This window comes from Pseudomonas sp. QTF5 (assembly GCF_000512695.2).
GTDB lineage: Bacteria > Pseudomonadota > Gammaproteobacteria > Pseudomonadales > Pseudomonadaceae > Aquipseudomonas.
Genome location: NZ_AZRW02000001.1, coordinates 90,314 through 109,824 on the forward strand (window position 1 = coordinate 90,314; position 19,511 = coordinate 109,824).

The following is a 19,511-nucleotide window of genomic DNA, read 5'->3' on the forward strand; positions in this document are numbered from 1 at the left end:
TTTCATGGTCGATATTGTCATCCTTTGCGTGTTCGCCTTCGCCGCCGGCTTGATCGATGCGGCGGTGGGCGGCGGCGGACTGATCCAGATACCCGCGCTGTTCAACGTGCTGCCCACGGCACAACCGGCGGCGCTGCTGGGTACCAACAAAGTCGCAGCGGCTTGCGGCACCGCATTCGCGGCGCGGTCCTTCGTGCGCAAGGTGGTGATCAACTGGGGCCTGGTGATTCCCGCCGCCTGTGCGGCCTTTGTCATGGCCTTCTTCGGAGCGGCCACGGTGTCGTTCGTACCCCAGTCGATGATCCGGCCGGCGGTACTGGTGTTGATCGTACTGATGGCGATCTACACCTTCTGGAAAAAGGACTTCGGCGCCCTGCACAAACCCATGCGCATCGGTACCAAAGAGAAACTGCTGGCGATCGTCATCGGCGGTGCCATCGGCTTCTACGACGGTCTGTTCGGTCCCGGTACTGGCAGCTTTCTGATCTTCCTGTTTATCCGCTGCTTCGCTTTCGACTTCCTTCATGCCTCGGCGTCGGCCAAGCTGGTGAACATCGCGACCAACGTAGCGGCGCTGATATTCTTCATTCCGACGGGTAACGTGCTCTACCTGATCGCAATCCCCATGGCGGCATTCAACATCCTGGGCGCGCTGACCGGTACCTGGCTGGCGGTTCATAAAGGCGTGCCCTTTGTCCGGGCCCTGTTCCTGGTGTTGCTGGTGATCCTGATCAGCAAGCTGTCCTACGATCTGTTCCTGTAAACCTGAGGAAAACCACATGCATCCCATGTTCGATCGCCTGGTGGCGCTACTCGATGCCCGCGCAGCCTCCTACCGAGTGTTGATGCACGATGCCGAGGGCCAGTCGGCGCGGGTCGCCGAAATCCGCGGCACCGAGCCCGGCCAAGGCGCGAAGGCCATGCTCTGCTCGCTCAAGGGTCAGGCCGAACCGTATGCCCTGGTGATATTGCCAGGCGACCAGAAGCTCGACATGAAGAAGGTCGGAGCGGCCCTGGGCGGGAAAAAAGCCGAACTGGTGAAGGCCGAAACCGCCATGGGACTGACCGGGTGCCAGATCGGCGCTATCCCTCCTTTCGTCTTCGATGAGCGGATTCAATTGATCGTCGATCCGGCCCTGACCACCGGCTACCGCGAAATCGCCTTCAACGCCGGTCGACTGGATGCATCGATGGTGCTTGATACGCAGGATTATCTGGCAATTGCCAAGCCTCGGTTGCTGGACATCAGCCAGGCCTGAGCACACCGTTACTGCGTGGGTGAATGCCAGTAACCGTGACTTGCCACTCAATTAACAAGACAAGGAATGCCCGTTCATGAAATTTGGCTACATGATCATCTACGTCCCGGACGTCGTTGCCTCACTCCAGTTCTTTTCGTCAGCCTTCGGGTTTAGCGTTCGCTTCCTCCATGAATCCAACACCTACGGCGAACTCGAAACAGGGGAAACCGCGCTGGCATTCGCCGCCGATGAACTGGCCGCGATGAACTTCAGCGCGGGCCATGTCTCGGCACACTCCTCCCCCAAACCACTCGGAATCGAAGTAGGCCTGGTGACCGAGGACGTTCCGGCGGCGCACGCCAGAGCGTTGAAGGCGGGAGCCACCGAAATTTCCGCACCAAGCGCCAAGCCCTGGGGACAAATCGTCTCTTACGTTCGATGCCCTGACGGAACGTTGGTAGAACTCTGCACGCCGGTACAGCAGTAATCGGGGATCGGTGAGTCGGCATCGCCTCTATAGGCGATGCTGGCGTGTCTCTCTTCGAACGTCCAAAGCCACGCTGCATAAAATTGCTTTCATCACAGAACTGCATGACTTCAGCCAACAAGCCCTTCGCCTCGCCGCTGAATCATCAAAAACGACCGTCCGTAACTCTGCCCCGGCAGCCTCTCACCCTTCGCTATTCTTAACCACACACCACCGCTGGCACGGCTGAACGCAGGGCTTGCGGCATCATCGTCAGGAGTAGGGATCCGGGTAAGGAGCACGCCACTTCAACAGAGTATCGAATAATGAAAATGCTACTGATGGTCGAGTTTCCCCATGAGCCTTTCAACGCGCTTGTCAGGTCGGGGAAGATCGGCGAAATCATGAACCGCGTCCTGGAAACCATTAAGCCGGAGGCGACTTATTTCACTGAGCACGACGGCATGCGAAGTGGGATTTTTCTGATCGATATAGAAGACCCTTCCGAAATTCCCGGCTATGCGGAACCTTTCTTTCTCAACTTTCAGGCCAGCTGCAAACTGCGCGTGGTCATGAGTGCGCAGAACCTGCAAGACGCGGGTCTGGAGGAGCTCGGAAAAGCATGGGGGTGAGGCGCGGCGCATTGAGGCACAGATTATTGCGGCTGAAATGTCTGAAGGTAGGCCAACAGGTTTTCGATCTTCTCCGGATCGCTGAGGCCCCAGAAAATCATGCGGGTTCCGGGGACCACTTCTTTTGGCGCTTCGATGTATGCGGTGAGTGTTTCGCGGGTCCAGACGACGCCTGATGATTTCATCGCGGATGAGTACTGGTAGTCCGTCGTGCTTCCCGCAGGGCGCCCGAAGATGGCATTGAGTTGCGGACCAAAAGAGCCCCGTGCCGAAGTCCCCACTTGATGACAGCTGCCGCAAATGTGGTTAAACAGTTTCTGACCGGCTTCAGCCTCCCCCGCCGCTTCTGCTTGCATGCTGAATAATCCGGTATTAAGCATCAAGGCGAAGGTAAGTGCGGTGGCGTTTTTCATGGGGCGGCTCCAAATCAGGTATTGCTGACAGCAAAAACGGGCGGCTATTTCATCATGACTGGCTGCTGCGCCGAAGCCTTGAAGTTAACCTATAACTCTCTTCGTCCCTTTAACGTCGTTGCAGGAGCGCCAGAATGAAACCCGTCGAACCTTTTTTCCGGGACTCGGGCGTGGGCCCGGGCGTTGTCTGCTTTCATGCCAATGCGAGTCACTCGGTGCAGTGGCGTGGACTGCAAGATCACCTGGCCGCAACGTTTCGGGTTCTCGCGCTCGATTCGTTTGGCGCCGGCAAGAGCCCGCCATGGCCCACCGATCGAATCGTCACCCTCAGTGAAGAAGCGCGCTTCGCCGAGCCGGTGCTCGCCCGCGCCGGCGAACCGCTCATTCTGGTCGGTCACTCTTATGGTGCGGCGGTGGCGTTGGTCGCGGCGTTGCAGAACCCTGGCCGGGTGCGCGCCATGGCTTTGTATGAGCCAACATTATTTGCCCTGCTCGACGCTGAATCGCCTCCACCCAATGAAGCGGATGCCATCCGTGAAGTCGTCGCAGACGCCGGGCTGGCACTTGAGGCGGGCAACCTGGACGCAGCGGCCCAGCGCTTCATTGACTACTGGATGGGCGCCGGGGCCTGGGAGCAAACCCCGGCACAACGCAAGCCTTCCATCGCCGCCGCGGTCGCCAATGTGCAGGGCTGGGCTCATGCGTTGTTGAACGAACCGACGCCATTGCAGGCGTTCCGTTCGCTCAACCTGCCGGTGCTGTTCATGGTCGGCAAGGATTCGCCGGCATCGTCACGGGCAGTGGCGCGGCTGCTGACCGGCTCACTGCCGAACGTTGAAGTGGTAGAACTCGAGGGGCTCGGTCATATGGGGCCGGTGACGCATCCGGAGATCGTCAATCAGGTCATCGTGCAATTTATTGAGCGCAGTTGACCTGACTTCACACCGTTACAGCGCAGGACGCTGCAGGTTGACCCACTCCTGCACCGCAGGCCGCTGCCATTGACGCTGTGCGTATTCCACCAGCGCGGGTGGCACGGCGTCACCGTTGAGTATCAGCCGGTTGAGCATCAAGGCCAGGTCCACATCGGCGATCGACCATTGGCCGAACAAATTCTCGCGGCCGTCAGCCAGTAGCGCTTGCGCGGCACCGATCAGCTTGCGCGCGGCCGACTCGGCAGCGGGCGACAAAGGCGCTGCCTTGAGGCCATAAAACACCACCAGCGTGGATCGCTCCTGCCGAATGGGCAGCAGGTCACTGCGCAGCCATGCCTGGACTTGTCGTGCCTTCGCGCGTTGCATCAAGTCTTGCGGGTAAACCGGCGTCTGAGGGAAAACGTCTTCCAGGTATTCAGTGATCGCCGACGATTCAGACAAGGCAAAGTCGCCATGCACGAGCGTCGGTACGCGCTGGGTCAGTGACAGGCTGGCATAGTCTTGTGCCTGGTTTTCAGCCGCGTCGAGGTCCAGCGGGCTCAGTTCGAATTCGATGCCCTTTTCGCGAAGGACCACGAAAGCCGACATCGCATAAGGGCTGGTGAATTGAGCATCAACGTACAGGCGCAGGCGGGAATCATTCACGGGGGTCATCTCCATATGGTGAGCAGACACGCTACGAGATCCAGAGCCATAAAGAAAATTCATGATTTTTATGGGGGCATTCCTGAGCGGAATACCTACGATTGAAAAGCCGCTCAGCTCGCATTCGGTTGAAACTTCTTCCGGTAAGCCGCTGGAAGCATGCCCACTCGCTGCCGAAAAAGCCTGCGAAAGGAGTTGCCATCCTCGTAACCGACTTTGTAAGTGATGCTGTCCAGCGTCATCCGTGTTGATTCAAGCAGCTGCTTTGCCCTCTCCACGCGTAGCGCTTGCAGGTAGGTCAGCGGCGTATAACCCGTGGCGTCCTTGAAACGCCTTTTGAAGTTCCTGACGCCGAACCCGAATCGCTGGGCCACGTCATTGATCAACAGCGGCTGATGAAAGTGATCCTCCAGCCAATCTTGAACGCGCAGGATATCGCCATCCCCATGGTTCTTCGGCAGTGACCACATGACATAGACCGATTGCTCGCTGCGCACGTTGTCGACCAACAAGTATTTGCCACACTTCTGCGCCAGCTCCAGTGAAGCGAACCGGCGGATGAGGTGCAGCAAAAGATCCATGGCCGCACTCGCGCCCCCGCAGGTGATGACGCGATTGTCCTCGCAAAGGATATGCGCCTCCTCCAGACAGACCGCGGAATACCGACGGCGAAAAAGATCGGCGAAGGCCCAATGTGTGGTGGCACGAATACCGTCCAGCATTCTCGCTTCGGCCAGCATGAACGCTGCTGTACACATTGAAGCCACAACGGCACCTTGGGCATGCTGTTGGCGCAGCCACGGCCCATAACCTGCAAATGCAGGCAAGGCATCCTTCAGGGTGAAGAGGAACCCCGGGATTACCACCAGATCGGTTCGGCAGACTTCGGCGATGGATCGGTCTACGCGTAGCGTCTGCCCGCCCCACGCGGCGACGTCACCGCCATCCAATGAGGCAACGACCACATCAAACGGCGCGCTGGTGGTGCCAGCGAACAGGTTGGCGGCACTGAGCACCTCCAGCGCCAAGGTGGCGCTGGCGGCGGAACATTGATCAGCCAATAACAGAGTAACGTGCATGAATGAATGATCCCGATTGCGCTTTTCGCATGAAAAAAGTCATTTGTGCACCTACCTTATCCGATTTCTCCGCCCTAAAGTGCACCCCTCTACTCCAGCCCTCGGCGTACTTATGAATCTCTGGTTTCGACTTATCCTCATGCTGTTTCGTCGCCCATGGCGCAAGCCGGTTGATGCGCTGGCCACTACCGTCATCCGCATGCGCGTCTGGCCGCTCGATCTCGATCTCAACCGGCACGTCACCAATGGCCGCTATTTCACCTTGGCCGACGTGGGCCGCATGGACTTCGTCCTGCGCAGCGGTGCCTATCGAGTCGCCCTGCGTAACAAAGCGGTGCCGATCGTTGGGGATACCTGGGGCAAGTTTCGTCGTGAGCTGAAGCTGTTCGAATCATTTGAGGTTCATACCCGAATACTCGGCTGGGACGAGAAGTGGAGCTTTATGGAACACCGCTTCGTGAGCAAAGGACGCGTGATCGGCGTCGTCATCATGCGGGGTCTGTTCCGCGCGGCCAAAGGCACGGTCCCGCCTGCCGAGTTTGTCCGGGAGCTGGGATTGGCCGAACGGTCACCCCAGATGTCGACGTGGTTGACGGCCTGGTCGCAAAGCTGCGACGACATGAGCCGCCAACTTCGAGAGGAAGAAGGCCTGGTGACTCAGCTTCGTCCTGTCTCTGAACCCTAACAGGCGGCCAAATAGAAGCTAATATTCCTCTGAATCCCCTGCCAAGGACTGCAACCATGAGCCGGCTCGAGTTACTGACCAAATGGAATCGCATGATCGTTCGGTTGCAGATCGAACACGAAATCAGTGCCCGGGATTTCGAGAAATTCAGTTGGAAACTGGGCATCCCCTGCGTTGTTCTGTCGGCCATCGTCAGCGCCAGCGTCTTTGGCTCGATCAGTGACTCCTCGCCCGTATGGCTCCAATACGTCGCCGGCGTCCTGTCACTCTTGACCCTGGTGTTGAGTTCGGTCCAGACCTTCCTGAACTTTGACACCCGGGCTGCCGGGCACAAAGACACCGCCGAGAAACTCGGGGCAATATCACGTGAGATTCAGGACGAAATCGCCAGCGGCAAGGACGAGGCTATCCTGGGTCCAATCGTTTTGGACATCCGCAAGCGCATTGATTCGATTCTTCTTGATGCCCCGACCTTGCCTAAGTCGACGATAAGGAGACTGGGGGATGTTCGCGTCTACACAGAGCCACCGCCAGCGGGGCAAGACACCGTCCCGGCTTGATCAAAGGCCAGACTTGGTCCGCAGCATCGTGAAAGGAGGCGTTTGAAATGCAACTCATCACGTTGAAAATCGACAAGCCGGAAGCGACGAACTTCATTTTGGGTCAGACGCATTTCATCAAGTCCGTCGAGGATATTCATGAAGCGTTGGTCAATGCCGTGCCCGGTATCCAGTTTGGCGTGGCCTTTTGTGAAGCCTCCGGCAAATGCCTGGTGCGATGGTCCGGCACCGATACTGCCATGATCGAACTTGCACAGAAAAATGCGCAAACCATTGCCGCGGGCCATAGCTTCATCATTTTCCTGGGCGACGGTTTCTATCCGCTGAACGTGTTGAACACCGTCAAAATGGTTCCAGAGGTGTGCCGCATTTTTTGTGCAACAGCCAATCCAACCGAAGTGATTGTTGCTGAGACGGAACAGGGACGAGGGATTCTGGGCGTGGTGGATGGCTTCTGTGCCAAAGACATTGAAGGTGATGAAGACATCCTGTGGCGCAAAAACTTGTTACGGCAGATCGGCTACAAGTTGTGATTTGAGTCAGTGAGAAACCTGTGGCGAGGGAGCTTGCTCCCGCTTGAGTGCGTAGCACTCACAAAAACCGGCAATACTTGTCAGATTTTTGGGGCCGCTGCGCAGCCCAGCGCGAGCAAGCTCGCTCGCCACAAAGGCAGGTATGACTGATGAGCGCTTAAGTGAACAACATTACAAGGCCTTGAGACTCACCTGCCCGAATTCTGCACGAGCTGCTCAACGAAGAACTCCACATGCCCTCTCGGATGAGTCGGCAATGGCCAGGAGTCCACGTTATGAGCAAGGGCCTGGAAGGCTTGAGCGCATTTGGAACGGGGGAAAGCTTCAAACACCGCACGCCCTTTCTGCACGGCTTTGTGTGCACATTCGTCATTCGGCACTGCGCCGACGTATTGCAGAGAGACATCCAGGAACATATCGGTAATCTTTTCCAGCTTGGCAAACAGATTACGGCCCTCCGACGGACTGCCCGTCATGTTGGCCAGCACGCGAAACCGATGCAGGCCGTAGTTCAGGTTGAGCAATTTGATCAGCCCGTAAGCACCGCTGATTGAGGTGGGTTCATCGCATACAACTATTATCACTTCCTGCGCCGCACGGATGAAGTTGACCACTGAGCCACCGATACCGGCGGCCGTATCGATCACTAGCACATCCAGCTTGTCGCCAATATCGCTAAAGGACTGGATCAGCGCACGGTATTGCGCAGGTTCCAGATGAATCATGCTCTGCAAGCCCGAAGAGGCCGGGGCAACACGAATACCTCCAGGCCCAGGCAACAGCGCCTCGGACAACTCGCAACGTCCTTCGATGACATCGGCCAGTGTGTAGCGCGGAGTCAGCCCCAACAGAATATCGATATTCGCCAGGCCCAGATCGGCGTCCACCAATACGACGCGCCGCCCCATTTTTGCCAGCGCCAACGAAAGGTTGACCGCCACCGTTGTCTTGCCCACGCCACCTTTACCGCCCGTTACAGCGATAACTTGCACGCAATGCACATCATCCATTTTGTCTCCCCTTCCCTGCGCATTGTGTGCCAGTACGTAATGGCACCATCCTGATGCCAGAAGAATAGCTGAAAAGCGCAAAATAGCCGCTTTGTCTTCCGACGAGAGGCACTTCGCCACATGTCATCGAGCCTTTTCAACGAAAACGCCGCTAATTGGTTGATTCAGAGAATGACACTGCGTTCCTGAATGCTTGCTGGCAGATGTACCGATGGATGCGGCTGAACTGGCGCCAGGCTCTCAGGCGCCCTGCTCACCCAGAGATGAAGAAACTACCAAGACGTCTAAATCCAGACATCATTGATTGCGGTTCTTTCTCCCTCCTGATCGCCGGTATTCAGCACGCCACGCGGCTCGATCAGTAACATCTTCACCTCTCGCTCAGCATAAGGCTTGTGTTCGACGCCCTTGGGGACGACGTACATTTCTCCCTGCCTGACCACGACGGCGCCCTCTCGAAGATCAATGCGAAGCTCGCCTTCGAGGACGATGAAGGTTTCATCGGTGTCGGCATGGGAATGCCAGACAAAGTCGCCTTCGATTTTCACCACCTTGAACTGGTAATCGTTCATTTCGGCAATGACCTTGGGTGCCCATTGCTCACTGAACAAAGCAAATTTTTCGGCAAAGTTAATCGCGGTGCAGGTCGTTACGCCGGGTTGGGAATGCATGTGAGTAGCCCTTTCTAGCCAAGTTATCGAGTTCTGACTTTAGGAGAGGAGCAGCGCTGCGTATTGCATGATTGTGCAAGTAGCCCAAGAACACCCTCAAGCAAGGCCCAGCCTCTTCATCCACCGGCCGGGTGAGACGCCGTAGGTCTGGATGAATTGGCGCGTCATGTGGCTTTGATCGAAAAAGCCTGCGGATACGGCCGCCTCCGCCATCGAGTAGCCCCCGAACATCAGTGCTCTTGCCAGATCGAGACGTCGTTGAGTCATGTATCGATAGGGGCTCGTACCGTACAGCGCACGAAAATCACGACTCAGGCTCCATCGGTCTCGACCACTGGCCTGCGATAACTCCTCCAGGGTAATGACTCGATCCAGCGACTCATGAATAAGCGCTCGCGCGCGCTCGGCCGCTGCAAAATCAAACGACTTGCGCCGCCCGCGTTGACCGCAGAGCACATCCAGCGCTTGCGCGAGATCATAAATGGCATCGTCTTCTTCCAGAGGTTCGATGCAAGCGTCGAGGTTTTGCAGCAGCACCTGGGTCGCGGCACCAAGCCGTGGGTCGCTCGATAAACCACCCTCGATGAAGGGCAAGGGCTTGCCGCCCAATACTTGCTGAATCAAGGCAGGTTCAACGTAAATCATTCGATAATGAAAACCCGCTTCGGTACCGGCTTCACCGTCATGCACCTCGTCCGGATGCAAAACGATGGTTTTCCCGGGCAGGCTGTGACGCTTGGCGTTGCGGTACTGGAAGCTTTGTACACCCGACAGCGTTCGTCCGATGGCGTACGTATCGTGGCGATGCGGCGTAAACCCATGGCCACCAAAAAAGGCTTCGATGCGCTCCATCTTCAACGGCTGAACCGAGCGCTTTACCCAGTCTTTGTCACCCCTGGTTTTAGTCATGTCCCTGTACCGCCCGAATGATGTCAGTACGGTACCAGTCCGGACGCCTGATGTCCTTGAGTGACTGGCGGATACAAGCCTGAATCCCCCCACGGCCTCGCCGTTAAATTTGTCTCTTCCCGTCGTGAACCAGTCTTCAGACCCACAGTCTTAGCCGTGCCGTAAAAGAAGCTCACCCAACGAAGCGCTCCTACGGTCATTGCTCGTTCCTATCCTCCCTATCGTCGTCATCTCATCAGAGCTGTCCGTTCATGCGCCCAACCGTCCGCTGCTGTCGCTTTATCTCGCTGTGCCTGATGCCTTTGTGTGCACTGTTCGCCAGCCCCGCTCATGCCAGTGGGGAGCGGCAGCTGGTGGAAGTCATCAATGATTACCGCGCCGATCCCGATCGCTGTGCGGGGCGTGCGGTCAAGCCGTTGCGGCCGCTGTCGCTGAAATCGAACCTGGCCTTGCCGGTCGGCTATGGCGGCGGAGGTTTGCGCAACGCCTTGAAAGCCAAGGGCTATCAAGCGGTGACGGTGCGCACCATTCGCGTGGTCGGCGCGCAAGATGCCGATGAGGCGTTTGACATGCTTGAGAGCGACTACTGCGGGGCGCTGCTCGATACCCAGTTCGCCGATATCGGCGTCACTCGCGCCCGTAGCGAATGGCAGATAGTACTGGCGCAACCGGTACTCGACGGACGTGTCGGCGATTCGCGCGCAGCGGGCAAGGCGTTGCTGGCCGAGGTCAATGCGGCACGGGCCAGGCCGCGCTTGTGCGGGCGCCAACGCTTTGCCGCCGCACGACCGTTAACCTGGAATGCCGCCCTGGGGGCCGCCGCGCAAGGCCACAGCAAGGCAATGGCCTACGGCAATTACTTCGCCCACCGCGATCCCGACGGTGATATGCCATTGGATCGGGCCAAAGCCGCTGGCTATCGAGGCCGGCAGATTGGCGAAAACATCGCCGCCGGGCAAAGCTCACCGAACAAAGCGATGGCCAGCTGGCTGGCCAGCCCCGGGCATTGCGCCAACCTGATGAACCCGATGTTTACCCAAGTGGGCGCAGCCTACGCCGCCGATTCGCGCAGTGATGAGGGTGTTTATTGGACGATGCTGTTTGGCGCGCCTTGAGTGCGGCGCGCTCCATAACCCTGAAATGCCAGTCGGTTAATCGCAAACCCTGTGGGAGCGGGCTTGCTCGCGAAGACGGCGGCACAATCAACATTGATGTCGCCTGACACACCGCTTTCGCGAGCAAGCCCGCTCCCACAGGTTCCGACGGTGTTCTTCAGACTCGGGGCATGATTCAAATACTCGACGGCGCTGCCACGCGTTGCCGCCCTTTGAAGGCCAGCGAAAAACAGAAAAATATCGCCAACGCGAACCCTGCCGGGAACAGCCAGATGCTTTTCCAGTCATGGCTGTCAGCCGACGCATAGTGATCAGTGACCGCCCCGGCCACCCAAAAGCCAATCAGCATGCCCAAGCCGTACGTCGCGAGCGTGATCAACCCTTGCGCGGAGCTTCTGAATCGCTCCGAGGCTTTGGCATCGGTGTAGATCTGCCCCGAAACAAAGAAGAAGTCGTAGCAGATGCCGTGCAAAGCGATGCCGGTGAACAACATGAAGGCGAGGTCCCCGTTGTTGCCGTAGGCGAACAACAGGTAGCGCAACGCCCACGCCAGCATCCCCACCAACAGCGCGATCTTGATGCCGAAACGCTGAATAAACAGCGGCAGCAGCAACATGAACAGCACTTCCGAGACTTGCCCGATCGCCATCTTGGCGGTTGGATTGGTCACGCCGATTTCCGCCAGAAACGGGTTGGCATTCTGGTAATAAAACGCCAACGGAATGCAGATCAAAATGGAGGCGATGAAGAACACCAGGTAACTGCGGTCCTTCAACAAACCCAAGGCGTCCAGCCCCAGCATTTGCTTTAAACCGACACTGCCCGGCTCAGGTTTGAGCGGCGCGGTACGCGGCAGGCTGAAGCTGTAGATCCCGAGCACGAAGGAGGCGATGGCCGACATCAGAAACGTGTTGCGCAAGCCACCGGATGAGATCGCCTGTTGCGAATCCCAGGCAAACACAAAGCTGATCACTACGCCCGCCACGATCCAGCCGATGGTGCCCCACACTCTGATCCGCGAGAACTCCAAAGCCGGGTCGCGCATCTGCCGGAACGCCACCGAATTCACCAATGCCAGCGTCGGCATGTAGATCATCATGTAGGCCAGCACGAACGGGTAAAACCCACTGAAGTCAGGCGCTCGATAGAGTTGCCACAGCAGCACCGCGCCGATCAAATGCAACACCGCGAGGATGCGCTCGGCATTGAAGTAGCGGTCGGCAATCAACCCGATCACAAACGGCGCGATGATCGCGCCCCAGGACTGCGTCGAGAACGCCATGCCGATCTGCCCGCCGCTGGCCCCAAGATTACTGGAGAGGAAGGTGCCGAGGGTTACGAACCATCCGCCCCAGATAAAGAACTGCAGGAACATCATTACGCTTAATCGCGCAGTCATCGTGGTCATATCAGTCACCGTCTTATTGTTTTTCTTTTTTGGGAGAAAGGGGCAAACAGGTTTTTCAGGCGTCGGGCAAACCCAATAGCCGTCGATTGAAACGCTCGTCGGAGGTCACGCTGGCGAAATCGTCAAAGGCCTTTTGGGTTTTGCTGATCATGTGCTGCTGGATGAAGGCCGCTCCTTCTGCAGCGCCCTGCTCCGAATCCTTCAGGCAACACTCCCATTCCAGAACCGCCCAGCCGGCAAAGTCGTACTGCGTCAATTTGCTGAAAATCGATTTGAAATCGATCTGCCCATCGCCCAAAGAACGGAAGCGGCCAGGCCGATCGACCCAGCCTTGATAGCCGCCATAGACGCCCGAACGGGCATCGGGGCGGAACTCGGCATCCTTGACGTGGAACATGCGGATGCGCTCGTGGTAGCGATCGATGAAGCCCAGATAGTCCATTTGCTGAAGCAGCAGATGGCTCGGGTCGTAGAGGATCGCAGCGCGCGGATGGTGATCGACGGCCTCAAGGAAACGCTCGAACGAGGCGCCATCGTGCAGGTCTTCGCCGGGATGGATCTCGTAGCAGAGGTCGACGCCGGCTTGCTCGAAACAATCGAGAATCGGCAACCAGCGCTTGGCCAGTTCGGCAAACCCTTGCTCGACCAGACCGCTCGGCCGTTGCGGCCACGGGTAAACATACGGCCAGAGCAGCGCACCGGAAAACGTCGCGTGCGCCTTCAACCCCAAGCGTTGGCTGGCGCGCGCGGCGAGCTTCAACTGATCGATGGCCCACTCGGTTCGAGCCTGAGGCTGACCGCGCAAATGCACAGGAGCGAAGTCATCGAACAACGTATCGAACGCCGGATGCACCGCCACCAGTTGGCCCTGCAGATGCGTCGACAGCTCGCTGATTTCGACGCCTGCCTGGGCGCAGACGGCTTTCAATTCATCACAATAATCCTGACTGTCGGCGGCACGCGCCAGGTCGATGTATTGCGTACCCAGGGTCGGCAATTGAATGGCTTTGTAACCCTGCGCTGCGGCCCAATGAGCAATGTTGGCGAGCGTGTCGAAGGGCGCTTCGGCGGACATGAACTGCGCGAGGAAAATACCCGGGCCACGCAGGCCTGTCGGTGTTGGGGAGGTGTGGTTCACGGGAGGGTTCTCCGGATTTATGGGTTGCAGACCAGTTCGGTCCACTTTGCGTCGCCGCGATGATTGGCGATCACTGCCTCGATGAACGCCATGCCACGCAACCCGACGTCGATGCCCGGCACGCCGGGGGCATCGTTGCCTTCGACATTGCCGCGGATCGCGGTGGCGAAATCACCATAGAGATTGGCCATGGCCTCGAGATAACCTTCGGGATGCCCGGCAGGTAAACGCATGCGCTGGCTGGCGGCCTCGCACAACCAGGGCTGGCCGACACCGGAACGAAGGATGCTCAACGGTTGATCGAGGGAGCGATGGATCAGGCTTGCAGGCTCTTCCTGACGCCACTCCAGCCCGCCCTTGTCGCCATAGACGCGGATCTTCAACGGGTTCTCTTCGCCGGCGCAGACCTGGCTGGCGATCAACACCCCACTGGCCCCGGCGGCCATCTTGAACAGCATCGCCGCGTCATCGTCCAGTTGCCGCCCGGCAATGTGCGCACCCAAGGTTGCGCACACCTGTTCGATGGGTTGGTCCGCGACGAATTCGGCCAGTGAAAAGGCATGGGTGCCGATGTCGCCAATGCAGCCGCCCAGCCCGGACTGCTCGGGCTGATCGCGCCAACTCGCCTGCTTGTTGCCCTGCCCGGCCACGTCCCGACTCAGCCAGCCCTGCGGGTACTCGACGATGACCTTGCGCACAGCGCCGATCACACCGGTACGCACCATCTTGCGCGCCTGCCAGACCATCGGATAACCCAGATACGTGTGGGCGAGTCCATAGAGGCGGTCGCTGCTATTCACCACCGCCTTGAGCGCCAGCAGTTCGGACAGATTCAGTGCCGCGGGCTTTTCGCTGAACACATGAAAACCCGCGCTCAGTGCCTGGCTGGCGATCGGCGCGTGCAAGTGATTGGGAGTGACGATGACCAACAGCTCCATGCGCTGGTCGGCAGGCAGTGCCGCCTCGCAATCCAGCATGTGCTGCCAGTCGCTGTAGCAGCGTGAGGCGGACAACCCCAGCGCGGCGCCGGTGTCCTGATTGTTGCGGGCGTCTCGGCTGAATGCACCGCACACCAGTTCAAAACGACCATCGAGGCCGGCGGCCTGGCGGTGGGCTTTGCCGATGAAGGCGCCCTCACCGCCCCCGACAAACCCCATTCTTATTTTTGTCGTTGCAACGTTCATCGCGAATTTTCTCTTTTCGGGGCGGATTAGCGCTCAGGTTTGACTATGATGTAACCGGTTACATCATGCCGGAAATTTAAGCTCAGTTACTTCGGGTGTCAAACCCGGGATTAAAAATGCAGGTCATTTCAGCGCACGGCCGGACTGCGGTAAGCTCGCCGGCCATGCTTACATCTGCCGGTTCGATAACGAGGTCGTCTTGTCCAATATCCGTGAAGTAGCCCGGCTGGCCGGCGTCTCGGTGGCTACCGTGTCCAGAACGCTGAAGTCGCCCGAGCGCGTCCTCCCCGAAACCCGGGACAAGGTCACCGCAGCCGTGGAACAGGCCGGCTACCGGCCGAACCTCATGGCCGTGCAGTTTCGTTCGCGCCGAACCGGCAACCTGGTGATTCTGGTCCCGGCCATCGCCAACACGTTTTTCGCACGGGTGATCAGCGGTGCCCAACAGGCGGCACAGGCGGCCGGATATCGACTGCTGTTGTGCGACACCCAGGGTCGCGAGGAAATCGAACGGGAATTTGCCGCGCTGGTGTATGCCCACCAGGCCGACGGCGTGATTCAGTTGCGCGCCTACGACCCGTTTGAATCGCCCTTCCCCCACGGCGAGTCACTGCCCCTGGTCAATGCCTGTGAGGTGATTCAAGGCGGGCGGCATCCGACGATCAGCCTCGACAACCGGGCAGCGGCCAAGGCCATGACGGAGCATCTGATCGATCTGGGCCATCGCCGGATCGGCCTGATCAAAGGCCCGAAAAGCAGCCCACTCACACGCGACCGCGTGGCCGGTTATCAAGATGCATTGCACCAGGCCGGTATCAAGTCGGACCCACAATTGATCTGCCACGGGGACTTCACGTTGCAGGCCGGTTTTGATGGCGCGGGAATGCTGCTGGAACTGCCCGACCGTCCGACCGCGTTCTTTTGTGAAAACGATGAAATGGCGATCGGTGCATTGAAGCGCATCAAACAACAGGGTTTGCGGGTACCCGACGATATTTCGTTGGTCGGTTTCGATGACATTCCATTCGCGGCCTATTGTGATCCGGCGTTGACGACCATTGCGCAACCCGCCGAAATCTTTGGCCAAAGGGCCGTTGAAATGCTGATCGCCCTCATCGAAAAAAAGCCCATCCCGGACCGCCATGTGGTGCTGCCGTTCACATTAACCGTGCGTAACAGTACGACCGCCCGAAAGGGATGAGGAAGAAATCATGGACATAAAAACCGACCTGCAACGCATCGCGCTCCAGGAAGAAACCCTGAAGTTTGAGCGCTTCGACAAAGCGACAGCCTGGGAATTGGGCACCCGATTGAAAACTGCCTGCGAGGAGCAAGGCGTGTCCGCCACGATTGAGGTCAGGCTGGCGCGGGACACCGTGTTTTTCTACTCGATGCCGGGAACCTCCGCCAGTAATGCCGACTGGGCACGCCGCAAGCGAAACGTCGTGGAACTGATGGAACTCAGCTCATACCGCGTAGGCCTGTCTTTTAAGCTTCAGGGCGATTCACTCGAAAGTTTAATGGGGTTGCCCCTGCGTGATTACGGCGATCATGGCGGCAGCTTCCCGGTGTCGGTCAAGGGCGTGGGGTGCATTGGCGCCGTCACCGTTTCAGGGCTGCCCCAGCGTGAGGATCATGCCCTGGTGGTTCAGGTGTTGGCGCAGATGTGTGGGGCCGATCTGAACGAACTTGCGCTTGAGGGCGAGTAACCTGTGGGAGCGGGCTTGCTCGCGAAGGCGGCGGCATAGTCAACATTGATGTCGCCTGACACACCGCTTTCGCGAGCAAGTCGGATCGCCGCACCGCCGCTCCCACATGGATTTCGCTTAATTGACTGGCATTGGGGTCTCCCAACGGATCGGTTACTTCGGTTGCGCCACCGTGCGCAGATAAGGTTTCACTGTCTTAAAGCCATCCGGATATTTCTTCCTGGCGTCCTCGTCAGAGACCGAAGTGGGAATGATCACGTCCTCGCCCGGACGCCAGTTCACCGGGGTCGCAACAGTGTGCTTGGCATTCAACTGCAGAGAATCGAGCAGACGCAGCACTTCATCGAAGTTGCGCCCGGCACTCATCGGGTAGATCAGCATCGCCTTGACCTTTTTGTCCGGGCCGATGATGAACACTGAACGCACCGTAGCGTTGTCCACCGCAGTCCGTGCGCCGCCACTGGCATTCGGATGAATCATGTCGTAGAGCTTCGCCACCACCAGGTTCTCGTCCCCGATCATCGGATAGTTGACCGCATGCCCCTGGGTCTCTTCGATGTCTTTGGCCCAGGTCTGATGGTTACTGACAGGGTCGACGCTGAGCCCGACGATCTTGGTGTTGCGTTTATCGAACTCCGGCTTGAGCCCTGCCATGTAGCCGAGCTCAGTGGTGCACACCGGGGTGAAGTCCTTGGGATGGGAAAACAGGATCGCCCACTTGTCGCCGATCCACTCGTGGAAATGCAGTGAGCCTTCGGTGCTTTCGACGGTAAAGTCCGGTGCTTCGTCGCCAATACGGATTGCCATGTTCGTTCTCCTTACTGTTGAGTCGTAGGGAAGCCGCTGGCTGCTGCTCCAACGGCATTCAGGATCTGTGTTGAACCTGTCAACGCGGATCAGTATAGGAGACGCTTGAACACAAGGTGATTATCGCCGCGCCCACTCTGCAGCCCTTGATCGACGGGGCCTTCAAGCCTTCGAGTTACCTTCGACCGACACAGCAAGCCCGGTTGTCCTGGCCACCCAGTAGTAGAGAATGCCCGGTACCACCAGCCCGACGATCCAGGAAATATCGACACCGCCGAGCTGCGCGACCATCGGTCCGGAATAGAAGTGAGTGTCGACAAAAGGCAGCTGAACCAGCACACCGAAGACATACACGCTGATCCCCAACACATTCCAGCGGCCATAACGCCCCGCCGGGTCGGACAACGCGGGAATGTCATAACGCTCTTTGTTGATGAAGTAATAATCCACCAGGTTGATCGCGCTCCACGGCGTGAAGAAGGTCAACAAAAACAGGATGAAGTATTTGAACGTGGTGAGAAACGAGTGCTGCCCCAGCAATGCAAGCGCGGTCGACGCTCCGACAATCGCCAGCACAAACAGCATGCGTTTGCCGGCGGATATCTCGAAGCCACGACGGAAGCCACTGATAATGGTGGCCACGCACATGAAGCTGCCATAAGCGTTGAGGGTAGACACCGTGACCTTGCCGAATACCACGCTCAAATACAGCAAAGAAGCGATCACCCCGGTACTGCCCAGCCCAACGATGGTGGCGACTTCATGCCCGCGAAAACTCGTGCCCGCCAACGCAGCGGCGAACACTCCCAGCACCATGGACGCTTGAGCGCCCAGCACCGTTCCCAGGCCTACGGCGGTGAAGGTCTTCCAGGACGAAGTCTTGCTCGGCAGGTAACGTGAGTAGTCGGCCACGTAAGGACCAAACGCGATCTGCCAGGACGCGGAAAGGGACACCGCCAGCAGGAAAGTACTCCAGCCGAAATGGCGATTTTCCAGCAACAGACCAATGTCGTTGAGCGTCATCAATCGGGTAAACAGATAGACGAAGGCAATGATGCCCAGCACGCTGGCCACCCGTCCGACCAAGTGGATAACCCGATAACCGAAGATCGTCAGAAACGCGATGCAGGAGGCGAAAATCAGGATGCCAGCGCTGTCGCTGACATCGATCAGCTGGGCAATGGCCTGCCCCGACAGTACCGCGCCGGTGGCGCTGAAGCCGAGGTACATCAGGCACACCAGCACAATCGGGATCGCTGCCCCATAGACGCCGAACTGCACGCGACTGGAGATCATCTGCGGCAATCCAAGCTTTGGCCCTTGAGCAGCGTGCAGGGCAACCACCGCACCGCCGAGCAACTGGCCGATCAGCAAACCAATCAGTGACCAGAACACATCGCCGCCCAGCACCACGGCCAGAGCACCGGTGACGATCGCGGTGATCTGCAGATTGGCGCCGAGCCACAGGGTGAACTGGCTGTAGAGGCTGCCATGACGCTCGGCCTCGGGAATGTAATCGATCGAACGTGTCTCGATCAGGGGACTTCGCTGCTGACTATCGCTGACCTTGGTCATTACGGTGCTTTCCTGTGAAGAACAGTTTGTTGTTTTTATCGTGTCGGCTTGAACACTAGAAGGTCTTGCTGGCACTGGCTACCACGGTGGCAGTGCATAGATCGCCATAGCCGTACCAGCTCGCGCATTCGCTTTTCGACAGGTCGGTATCGATGTAGCTGAGGCCCCAGGATACGCCCACGAAGTCACGGGTCAGTTTGGCTTCCCACTCGGTGTAGGCATCACGGCTTTCACCGTTGGCGGACCAGAAAGCCGGGTCTTTGACATCGTTGCGACCCACGCGCAGGTCCAGGCCGATCTCGGCCGGCAATTCGATTTTGTAGCTGAGGTAGGTGTAGAGGGTGTCCTGGTCCTCGCCAAAGAAGTTCGGCGTATCGTTTGAGTAGTTGGCGCCGAGCTTCACGCCATAAACGTCAAGGATGGCGTAGACCTCACTCATGTTGAATTGGCCTTCCTTCGGATAGTCGTACTTGAGGTACCCCAGATCGAGACTGATTGCCTCGGTCGCCTGCCAGTAGTAGCCCGCGTAGTACTCGAGTTCTTGCCGGGTTTTGTAGGGGCCGCCGAAATCGACATTCGAGGTCCAGGCGCCCATGTACAAGCCGCTGCTGTGCACCAGCGTGGCGCCGGCCTGAACCGCCGGATCCCCCAGGGTTTGCGAAATGCCACGGGTGCGGTAGTCGCTGACAAGGCCCAGGGTCAAGTCCAGGCTGAAGTTGTCGTTAAGTGTCAGTGCCTGGCTGGTCAGGGGAGCCAATACAAGGCTGGCAAGGGTCAATGCTGAGCGTACGTTCAT

Annotated in this window: 23 protein-coding genes; 11 read left to right on the plus strand and 12 right to left on the minus strand. The window is 58.3% G+C overall.

Annotated features, from left to right (window positions below):
• The first annotated feature begins 4 nt into the window (after positions 1 to 4).
• From IC37_RS00480 to IC37_RS00495, 4 genes are all read left to right on the plus strand, one after another.
• Positions 5 to 763: a TSUP family transporter gene (locus tag IC37_RS00480; protein ID WP_030130988.1), complete on the plus strand. Its 759-nt coding sequence runs from the start codon at positions 5 to 7 to the stop codon at positions 761 to 763.
• A gap of 16 nt (positions 764 to 779) precedes the next feature.
• Positions 780 to 1,259: a YbaK/prolyl-tRNA synthetase associated domain-containing protein gene (locus IC37_RS00485; protein WP_030130987.1), complete on the plus strand. Its 480-nt coding sequence runs from the start codon at positions 780 to 782 to the stop codon at positions 1,257 to 1,259.
• A gap of 76 nt (positions 1,260 to 1,335) precedes the next feature.
• The gene (locus tag IC37_RS00490) at positions 1,336 to 1,728 is read left to right on the plus strand and encodes a VOC family protein (protein ID WP_030130986.1); all 393 of its coding nucleotides are present in this window, start codon (positions 1,336 to 1,338) and stop codon (positions 1,726 to 1,728) included.
• Between the two features lie 305 nt (positions 1,729 to 2,033).
• A complete protein-coding gene (locus tag IC37_RS00495) occupies positions 2,034 to 2,339 on the plus strand; it encodes a hypothetical protein (protein WP_030130985.1) in 306 nt (101 codons plus the stop codon).
• A 23-nt stretch (positions 2,340 to 2,362) separates the two neighbouring features.
• Here IC37_RS00495 and IC37_RS00500 read toward each other — a convergent pair whose 3' ends face one another.
• Entirely contained in the window at positions 2,363 to 2,752 is a 390-nt protein-coding gene (locus IC37_RS00500) for a cytochrome c family protein (RefSeq protein ID WP_030130984.1), read from the minus strand.
• A 134-nt stretch (positions 2,753 to 2,886) separates the two neighbouring features.
• Here IC37_RS00500 and IC37_RS00505 point away from each other — a divergent pair, with 134 nt between their 5' ends.
• The gene (locus tag IC37_RS00505) at positions 2,887 to 3,684 is read left to right on the plus strand and encodes an alpha/beta fold hydrolase (RefSeq protein WP_030130983.1); all 798 of its coding nucleotides are present in this window, start codon (positions 2,887 to 2,889) and stop codon (positions 3,682 to 3,684) included.
• Between the two features lie 15 nt (positions 3,685 to 3,699).
• Here the strand turns inward: IC37_RS00505 and yfcF are convergent, their stop codons facing one another.
• Together yfcF and IC37_RS00515 are read right to left on the minus strand one after the other, a co-directional pair.
• Positions 3,700 to 4,332 (minus strand): glutathione transferase, encoded by a 633-nt coding sequence (gene yfcF, locus IC37_RS00510; RefSeq protein WP_030130982.1) that lies wholly within the window; start codon positions 4,330 to 4,332, stop codon positions 3,700 to 3,702.
• Positions 4,333 to 4,445: 113 nt separating this feature from the next.
• Entirely contained in the window at positions 4,446 to 5,411 is a 966-nt protein-coding gene (locus tag IC37_RS00515; protein ID WP_030130981.1) for a GlxA family transcriptional regulator, read from the minus strand.
• 112 nt (positions 5,412 to 5,523) lie between these two features.
• Here IC37_RS00515 and IC37_RS00520 point away from each other — a divergent pair, with 112 nt between their 5' ends.
• From IC37_RS00520 to IC37_RS00530, 3 genes are read left to right on the plus strand one after another with little or no spacing between them, the layout of a single operon-like run.
• Positions 5,524 to 6,096 (plus strand): thioesterase family protein, encoded by a 573-nt coding sequence (locus IC37_RS00520; RefSeq protein WP_030130980.1) that lies wholly within the window; start codon positions 5,524 to 5,526, stop codon positions 6,094 to 6,096.
• A 56-nt stretch (positions 6,097 to 6,152) separates the two neighbouring features.
• Positions 6,153 to 6,656: an SLATT domain-containing protein gene (locus IC37_RS00525; protein WP_008075107.1), complete on the plus strand. Its 504-nt coding sequence runs from the start codon at positions 6,153 to 6,155 to the stop codon at positions 6,654 to 6,656.
• A gap of 47 nt (positions 6,657 to 6,703) precedes the next feature.
• Complete coding sequence (locus IC37_RS00530) at positions 6,704 to 7,189, plus strand: adenosine-specific kinase (protein ID WP_030130979.1); 486 nt, start codon at positions 6,704 to 6,706, stop codon at positions 7,187 to 7,189.
• A 188-nt stretch (positions 7,190 to 7,377) separates the two neighbouring features.
• On the opposite strand, the gene IC37_RS00535 is transcribed toward IC37_RS00530, so the two are convergent.
• From IC37_RS00535 to IC37_RS00545, 3 genes are all read right to left on the minus strand, one after another.
• On the minus strand, positions 7,378 to 8,199 hold the full coding sequence (locus IC37_RS00535) for a MinD/ParA family protein (RefSeq protein ID WP_030130978.1): 822 nt from the start codon (positions 8,197 to 8,199) through the stop codon (positions 7,378 to 7,380).
• Positions 8,200 to 8,483: 284 nt separating this feature from the next.
• Positions 8,484 to 8,870: a cupin domain-containing protein gene (locus IC37_RS00540; RefSeq protein WP_030130977.1), complete on the minus strand. Its 387-nt coding sequence runs from the start codon at positions 8,868 to 8,870 to the stop codon at positions 8,484 to 8,486.
• Between the two features lie 96 nt (positions 8,871 to 8,966).
• Positions 8,967 to 9,779, minus strand: coding sequence for an AraC family transcriptional regulator (locus tag IC37_RS00545; RefSeq protein WP_030130976.1), 813 nt, complete (start codon positions 9,777 to 9,779; stop codon positions 8,967 to 8,969).
• A gap of 251 nt (positions 9,780 to 10,030) precedes the next feature.
• Here IC37_RS00545 and IC37_RS00550 point away from each other — a divergent pair, with 251 nt between their 5' ends.
• Complete coding sequence (locus tag IC37_RS00550) at positions 10,031 to 10,894, plus strand: CAP domain-containing protein (protein ID WP_030130975.1); 864 nt, start codon at positions 10,031 to 10,033, stop codon at positions 10,892 to 10,894.
• Positions 10,895 to 11,069: 175 nt separating this feature from the next.
• Here IC37_RS00550 and IC37_RS00560 read toward each other — a convergent pair whose 3' ends face one another.
• The 3 genes from IC37_RS00560 to IC37_RS00570 form a co-directional block, all read right to left on the minus strand.
• Positions 11,070 to 12,302, minus strand: coding sequence for a nucleoside permease (locus IC37_RS00560; RefSeq protein ID WP_030130974.1), 1,233 nt, complete (start codon positions 12,300 to 12,302; stop codon positions 11,070 to 11,072).
• Between the two features lie 55 nt (positions 12,303 to 12,357).
• Complete coding sequence (locus IC37_RS00565; RefSeq protein ID WP_256580611.1) at positions 12,358 to 13,377, minus strand: sugar phosphate isomerase/epimerase; 1,020 nt, start codon at positions 13,375 to 13,377, stop codon at positions 12,358 to 12,360.
• 80 nt (positions 13,378 to 13,457) lie between these two features.
• Positions 13,458 to 14,624, minus strand: a complete 1,167-nt coding sequence (locus IC37_RS00570; RefSeq protein ID WP_030130972.1) for a Gfo/Idh/MocA family protein — start codon at positions 14,622 to 14,624, stop codon at positions 13,458 to 13,460.
• Between the two features lie 199 nt (positions 14,625 to 14,823).
• Here IC37_RS00570 and IC37_RS00575 point away from each other — a divergent pair, with 199 nt between their 5' ends.
• Positions 14,824 to 15,825 (plus strand): LacI family DNA-binding transcriptional regulator, encoded by a 1,002-nt coding sequence (locus IC37_RS00575; protein ID WP_030130971.1) that lies wholly within the window; start codon positions 14,824 to 14,826, stop codon positions 15,823 to 15,825.
• Positions 15,826 to 15,835: 10 nt separating this feature from the next.
• Positions 15,836 to 16,333 (plus strand): heme-degrading domain-containing protein, encoded by a 498-nt coding sequence (locus IC37_RS00580; protein ID WP_030130970.1) that lies wholly within the window; start codon positions 15,836 to 15,838, stop codon positions 16,331 to 16,333.
• A 153-nt stretch (positions 16,334 to 16,486) separates the two neighbouring features.
• On the opposite strand, the gene IC37_RS00585 is transcribed toward IC37_RS00580, so the two are convergent.
• From IC37_RS00585 to IC37_RS00595, 3 genes are all read right to left on the minus strand, one after another.
• Entirely contained in the window at positions 16,487 to 17,140 is a 654-nt protein-coding gene (locus IC37_RS00585; RefSeq protein ID WP_030130969.1) for a peroxiredoxin, read from the minus strand.
• 162 nt (positions 17,141 to 17,302) lie between these two features.
• Positions 17,303 to 18,715, minus strand: coding sequence for a cytosine permease (locus IC37_RS00590; RefSeq protein WP_030130968.1), 1,413 nt, complete (start codon positions 18,713 to 18,715; stop codon positions 17,303 to 17,305).
• A 55-nt stretch (positions 18,716 to 18,770) separates the two neighbouring features.
• Positions 18,771 to 19,511 (minus strand): TorF family putative porin, encoded by a 741-nt coding sequence (locus IC37_RS00595; protein ID WP_030130967.1) that lies wholly within the window; start codon positions 19,509 to 19,511, stop codon positions 18,771 to 18,773.

Excerpts from the sequence above, each read along its gene's own strand:
- IC37_RS00580 (WP_030130970.1), top strand. The coding sequence starts at position 15,836 with ATGGACATAAAAACCGACCTGCAACGCATCGCGCTCCAGGAAGAAACC.
- IC37_RS00540 (WP_030130977.1), bottom strand. The coding sequence starts at position 8,870 with ATGCATTCCCAACCCGGCGTAACGACCTGCACCGCGATTAACTTTGCC.
- IC37_RS00525 (WP_008075107.1), top strand. The coding sequence starts at position 6,153 with ATGAGCCGGCTCGAGTTACTGACCAAATGGAATCGCATGATCGTTCGG.
- IC37_RS00480 (WP_030130988.1), top strand. The coding sequence starts at position 5 with ATGGTCGATATTGTCATCCTTTGCGTGTTCGCCTTCGCCGCCGGCTTG.
- IC37_RS00485 (WP_030130987.1), top strand. The coding sequence starts at position 780 with ATGCATCCCATGTTCGATCGCCTGGTGGCGCTACTCGATGCCCGCGCA.
- IC37_RS00535 (WP_030130978.1), bottom strand. The coding sequence starts at position 8,199 with ATGGATGATGTGCATTGCGTGCAAGTTATCGCTGTAACGGGCGGTAAA.
- IC37_RS00570 (WP_030130972.1), bottom strand. The coding sequence starts at position 14,624 with ATGAACGTTGCAACGACAAAAATAAGAATGGGGTTTGTCGGGGGCGGT.
- IC37_RS00495 (WP_030130985.1), top strand. The coding sequence starts at position 2,034 with ATGAAAATGCTACTGATGGTCGAGTTTCCCCATGAGCCTTTCAACGCG.
- IC37_RS00565 (WP_256580611.1), bottom strand. The coding sequence starts at position 13,377 with ATGTCCGCCGAAGCGCCCTTCGACACGCTCGCCAACATTGCTCATTGG.
- IC37_RS00520 (WP_030130980.1), top strand. The coding sequence starts at position 5,524 with ATGAATCTCTGGTTTCGACTTATCCTCATGCTGTTTCGTCGCCCATGG.
- IC37_RS00500 (WP_030130984.1), bottom strand. The coding sequence starts at position 2,752 with ATGAAAAACGCCACCGCACTTACCTTCGCCTTGATGCTTAATACCGGA.
- IC37_RS00595 (WP_030130967.1), bottom strand. The coding sequence starts at position 19,511 with ATGAACGTACGCTCAGCATTGACCCTTGCCAGCCTTGTATTGGCTCCC.
- IC37_RS00530 (WP_030130979.1), top strand. The coding sequence starts at position 6,704 with ATGCAACTCATCACGTTGAAAATCGACAAGCCGGAAGCGACGAACTTC.
- IC37_RS00515 (WP_030130981.1), bottom strand. The coding sequence starts at position 5,411 with ATGCACGTTACTCTGTTATTGGCTGATCAATGTTCCGCCGCCAGCGCC.
- IC37_RS00560 (WP_030130974.1), bottom strand. The coding sequence starts at position 12,302 with ATGACCACGATGACTGCGCGATTAAGCGTAATGATGTTCCTGCAGTTC.
- IC37_RS00490 (WP_030130986.1), top strand. The coding sequence starts at position 1,336 with ATGAAATTTGGCTACATGATCATCTACGTCCCGGACGTCGTTGCCTCA.
- IC37_RS00585 (WP_030130969.1), bottom strand. The coding sequence starts at position 17,140 with ATGGCAATCCGTATTGGCGACGAAGCACCGGACTTTACCGTCGAAAGC.
- IC37_RS00545 (WP_030130976.1), bottom strand. The coding sequence starts at position 9,779 with ATGACTAAAACCAGGGGTGACAAAGACTGGGTAAAGCGCTCGGTTCAG.
- IC37_RS00550 (WP_030130975.1), top strand. The coding sequence starts at position 10,031 with ATGCGCCCAACCGTCCGCTGCTGTCGCTTTATCTCGCTGTGCCTGATG.
- IC37_RS00590 (WP_030130968.1), bottom strand. The coding sequence starts at position 18,715 with ATGACCAAGGTCAGCGATAGTCAGCAGCGAAGTCCCCTGATCGAGACA.
- IC37_RS00505 (WP_030130983.1), top strand. The coding sequence starts at position 2,887 with ATGAAACCCGTCGAACCTTTTTTCCGGGACTCGGGCGTGGGCCCGGGC.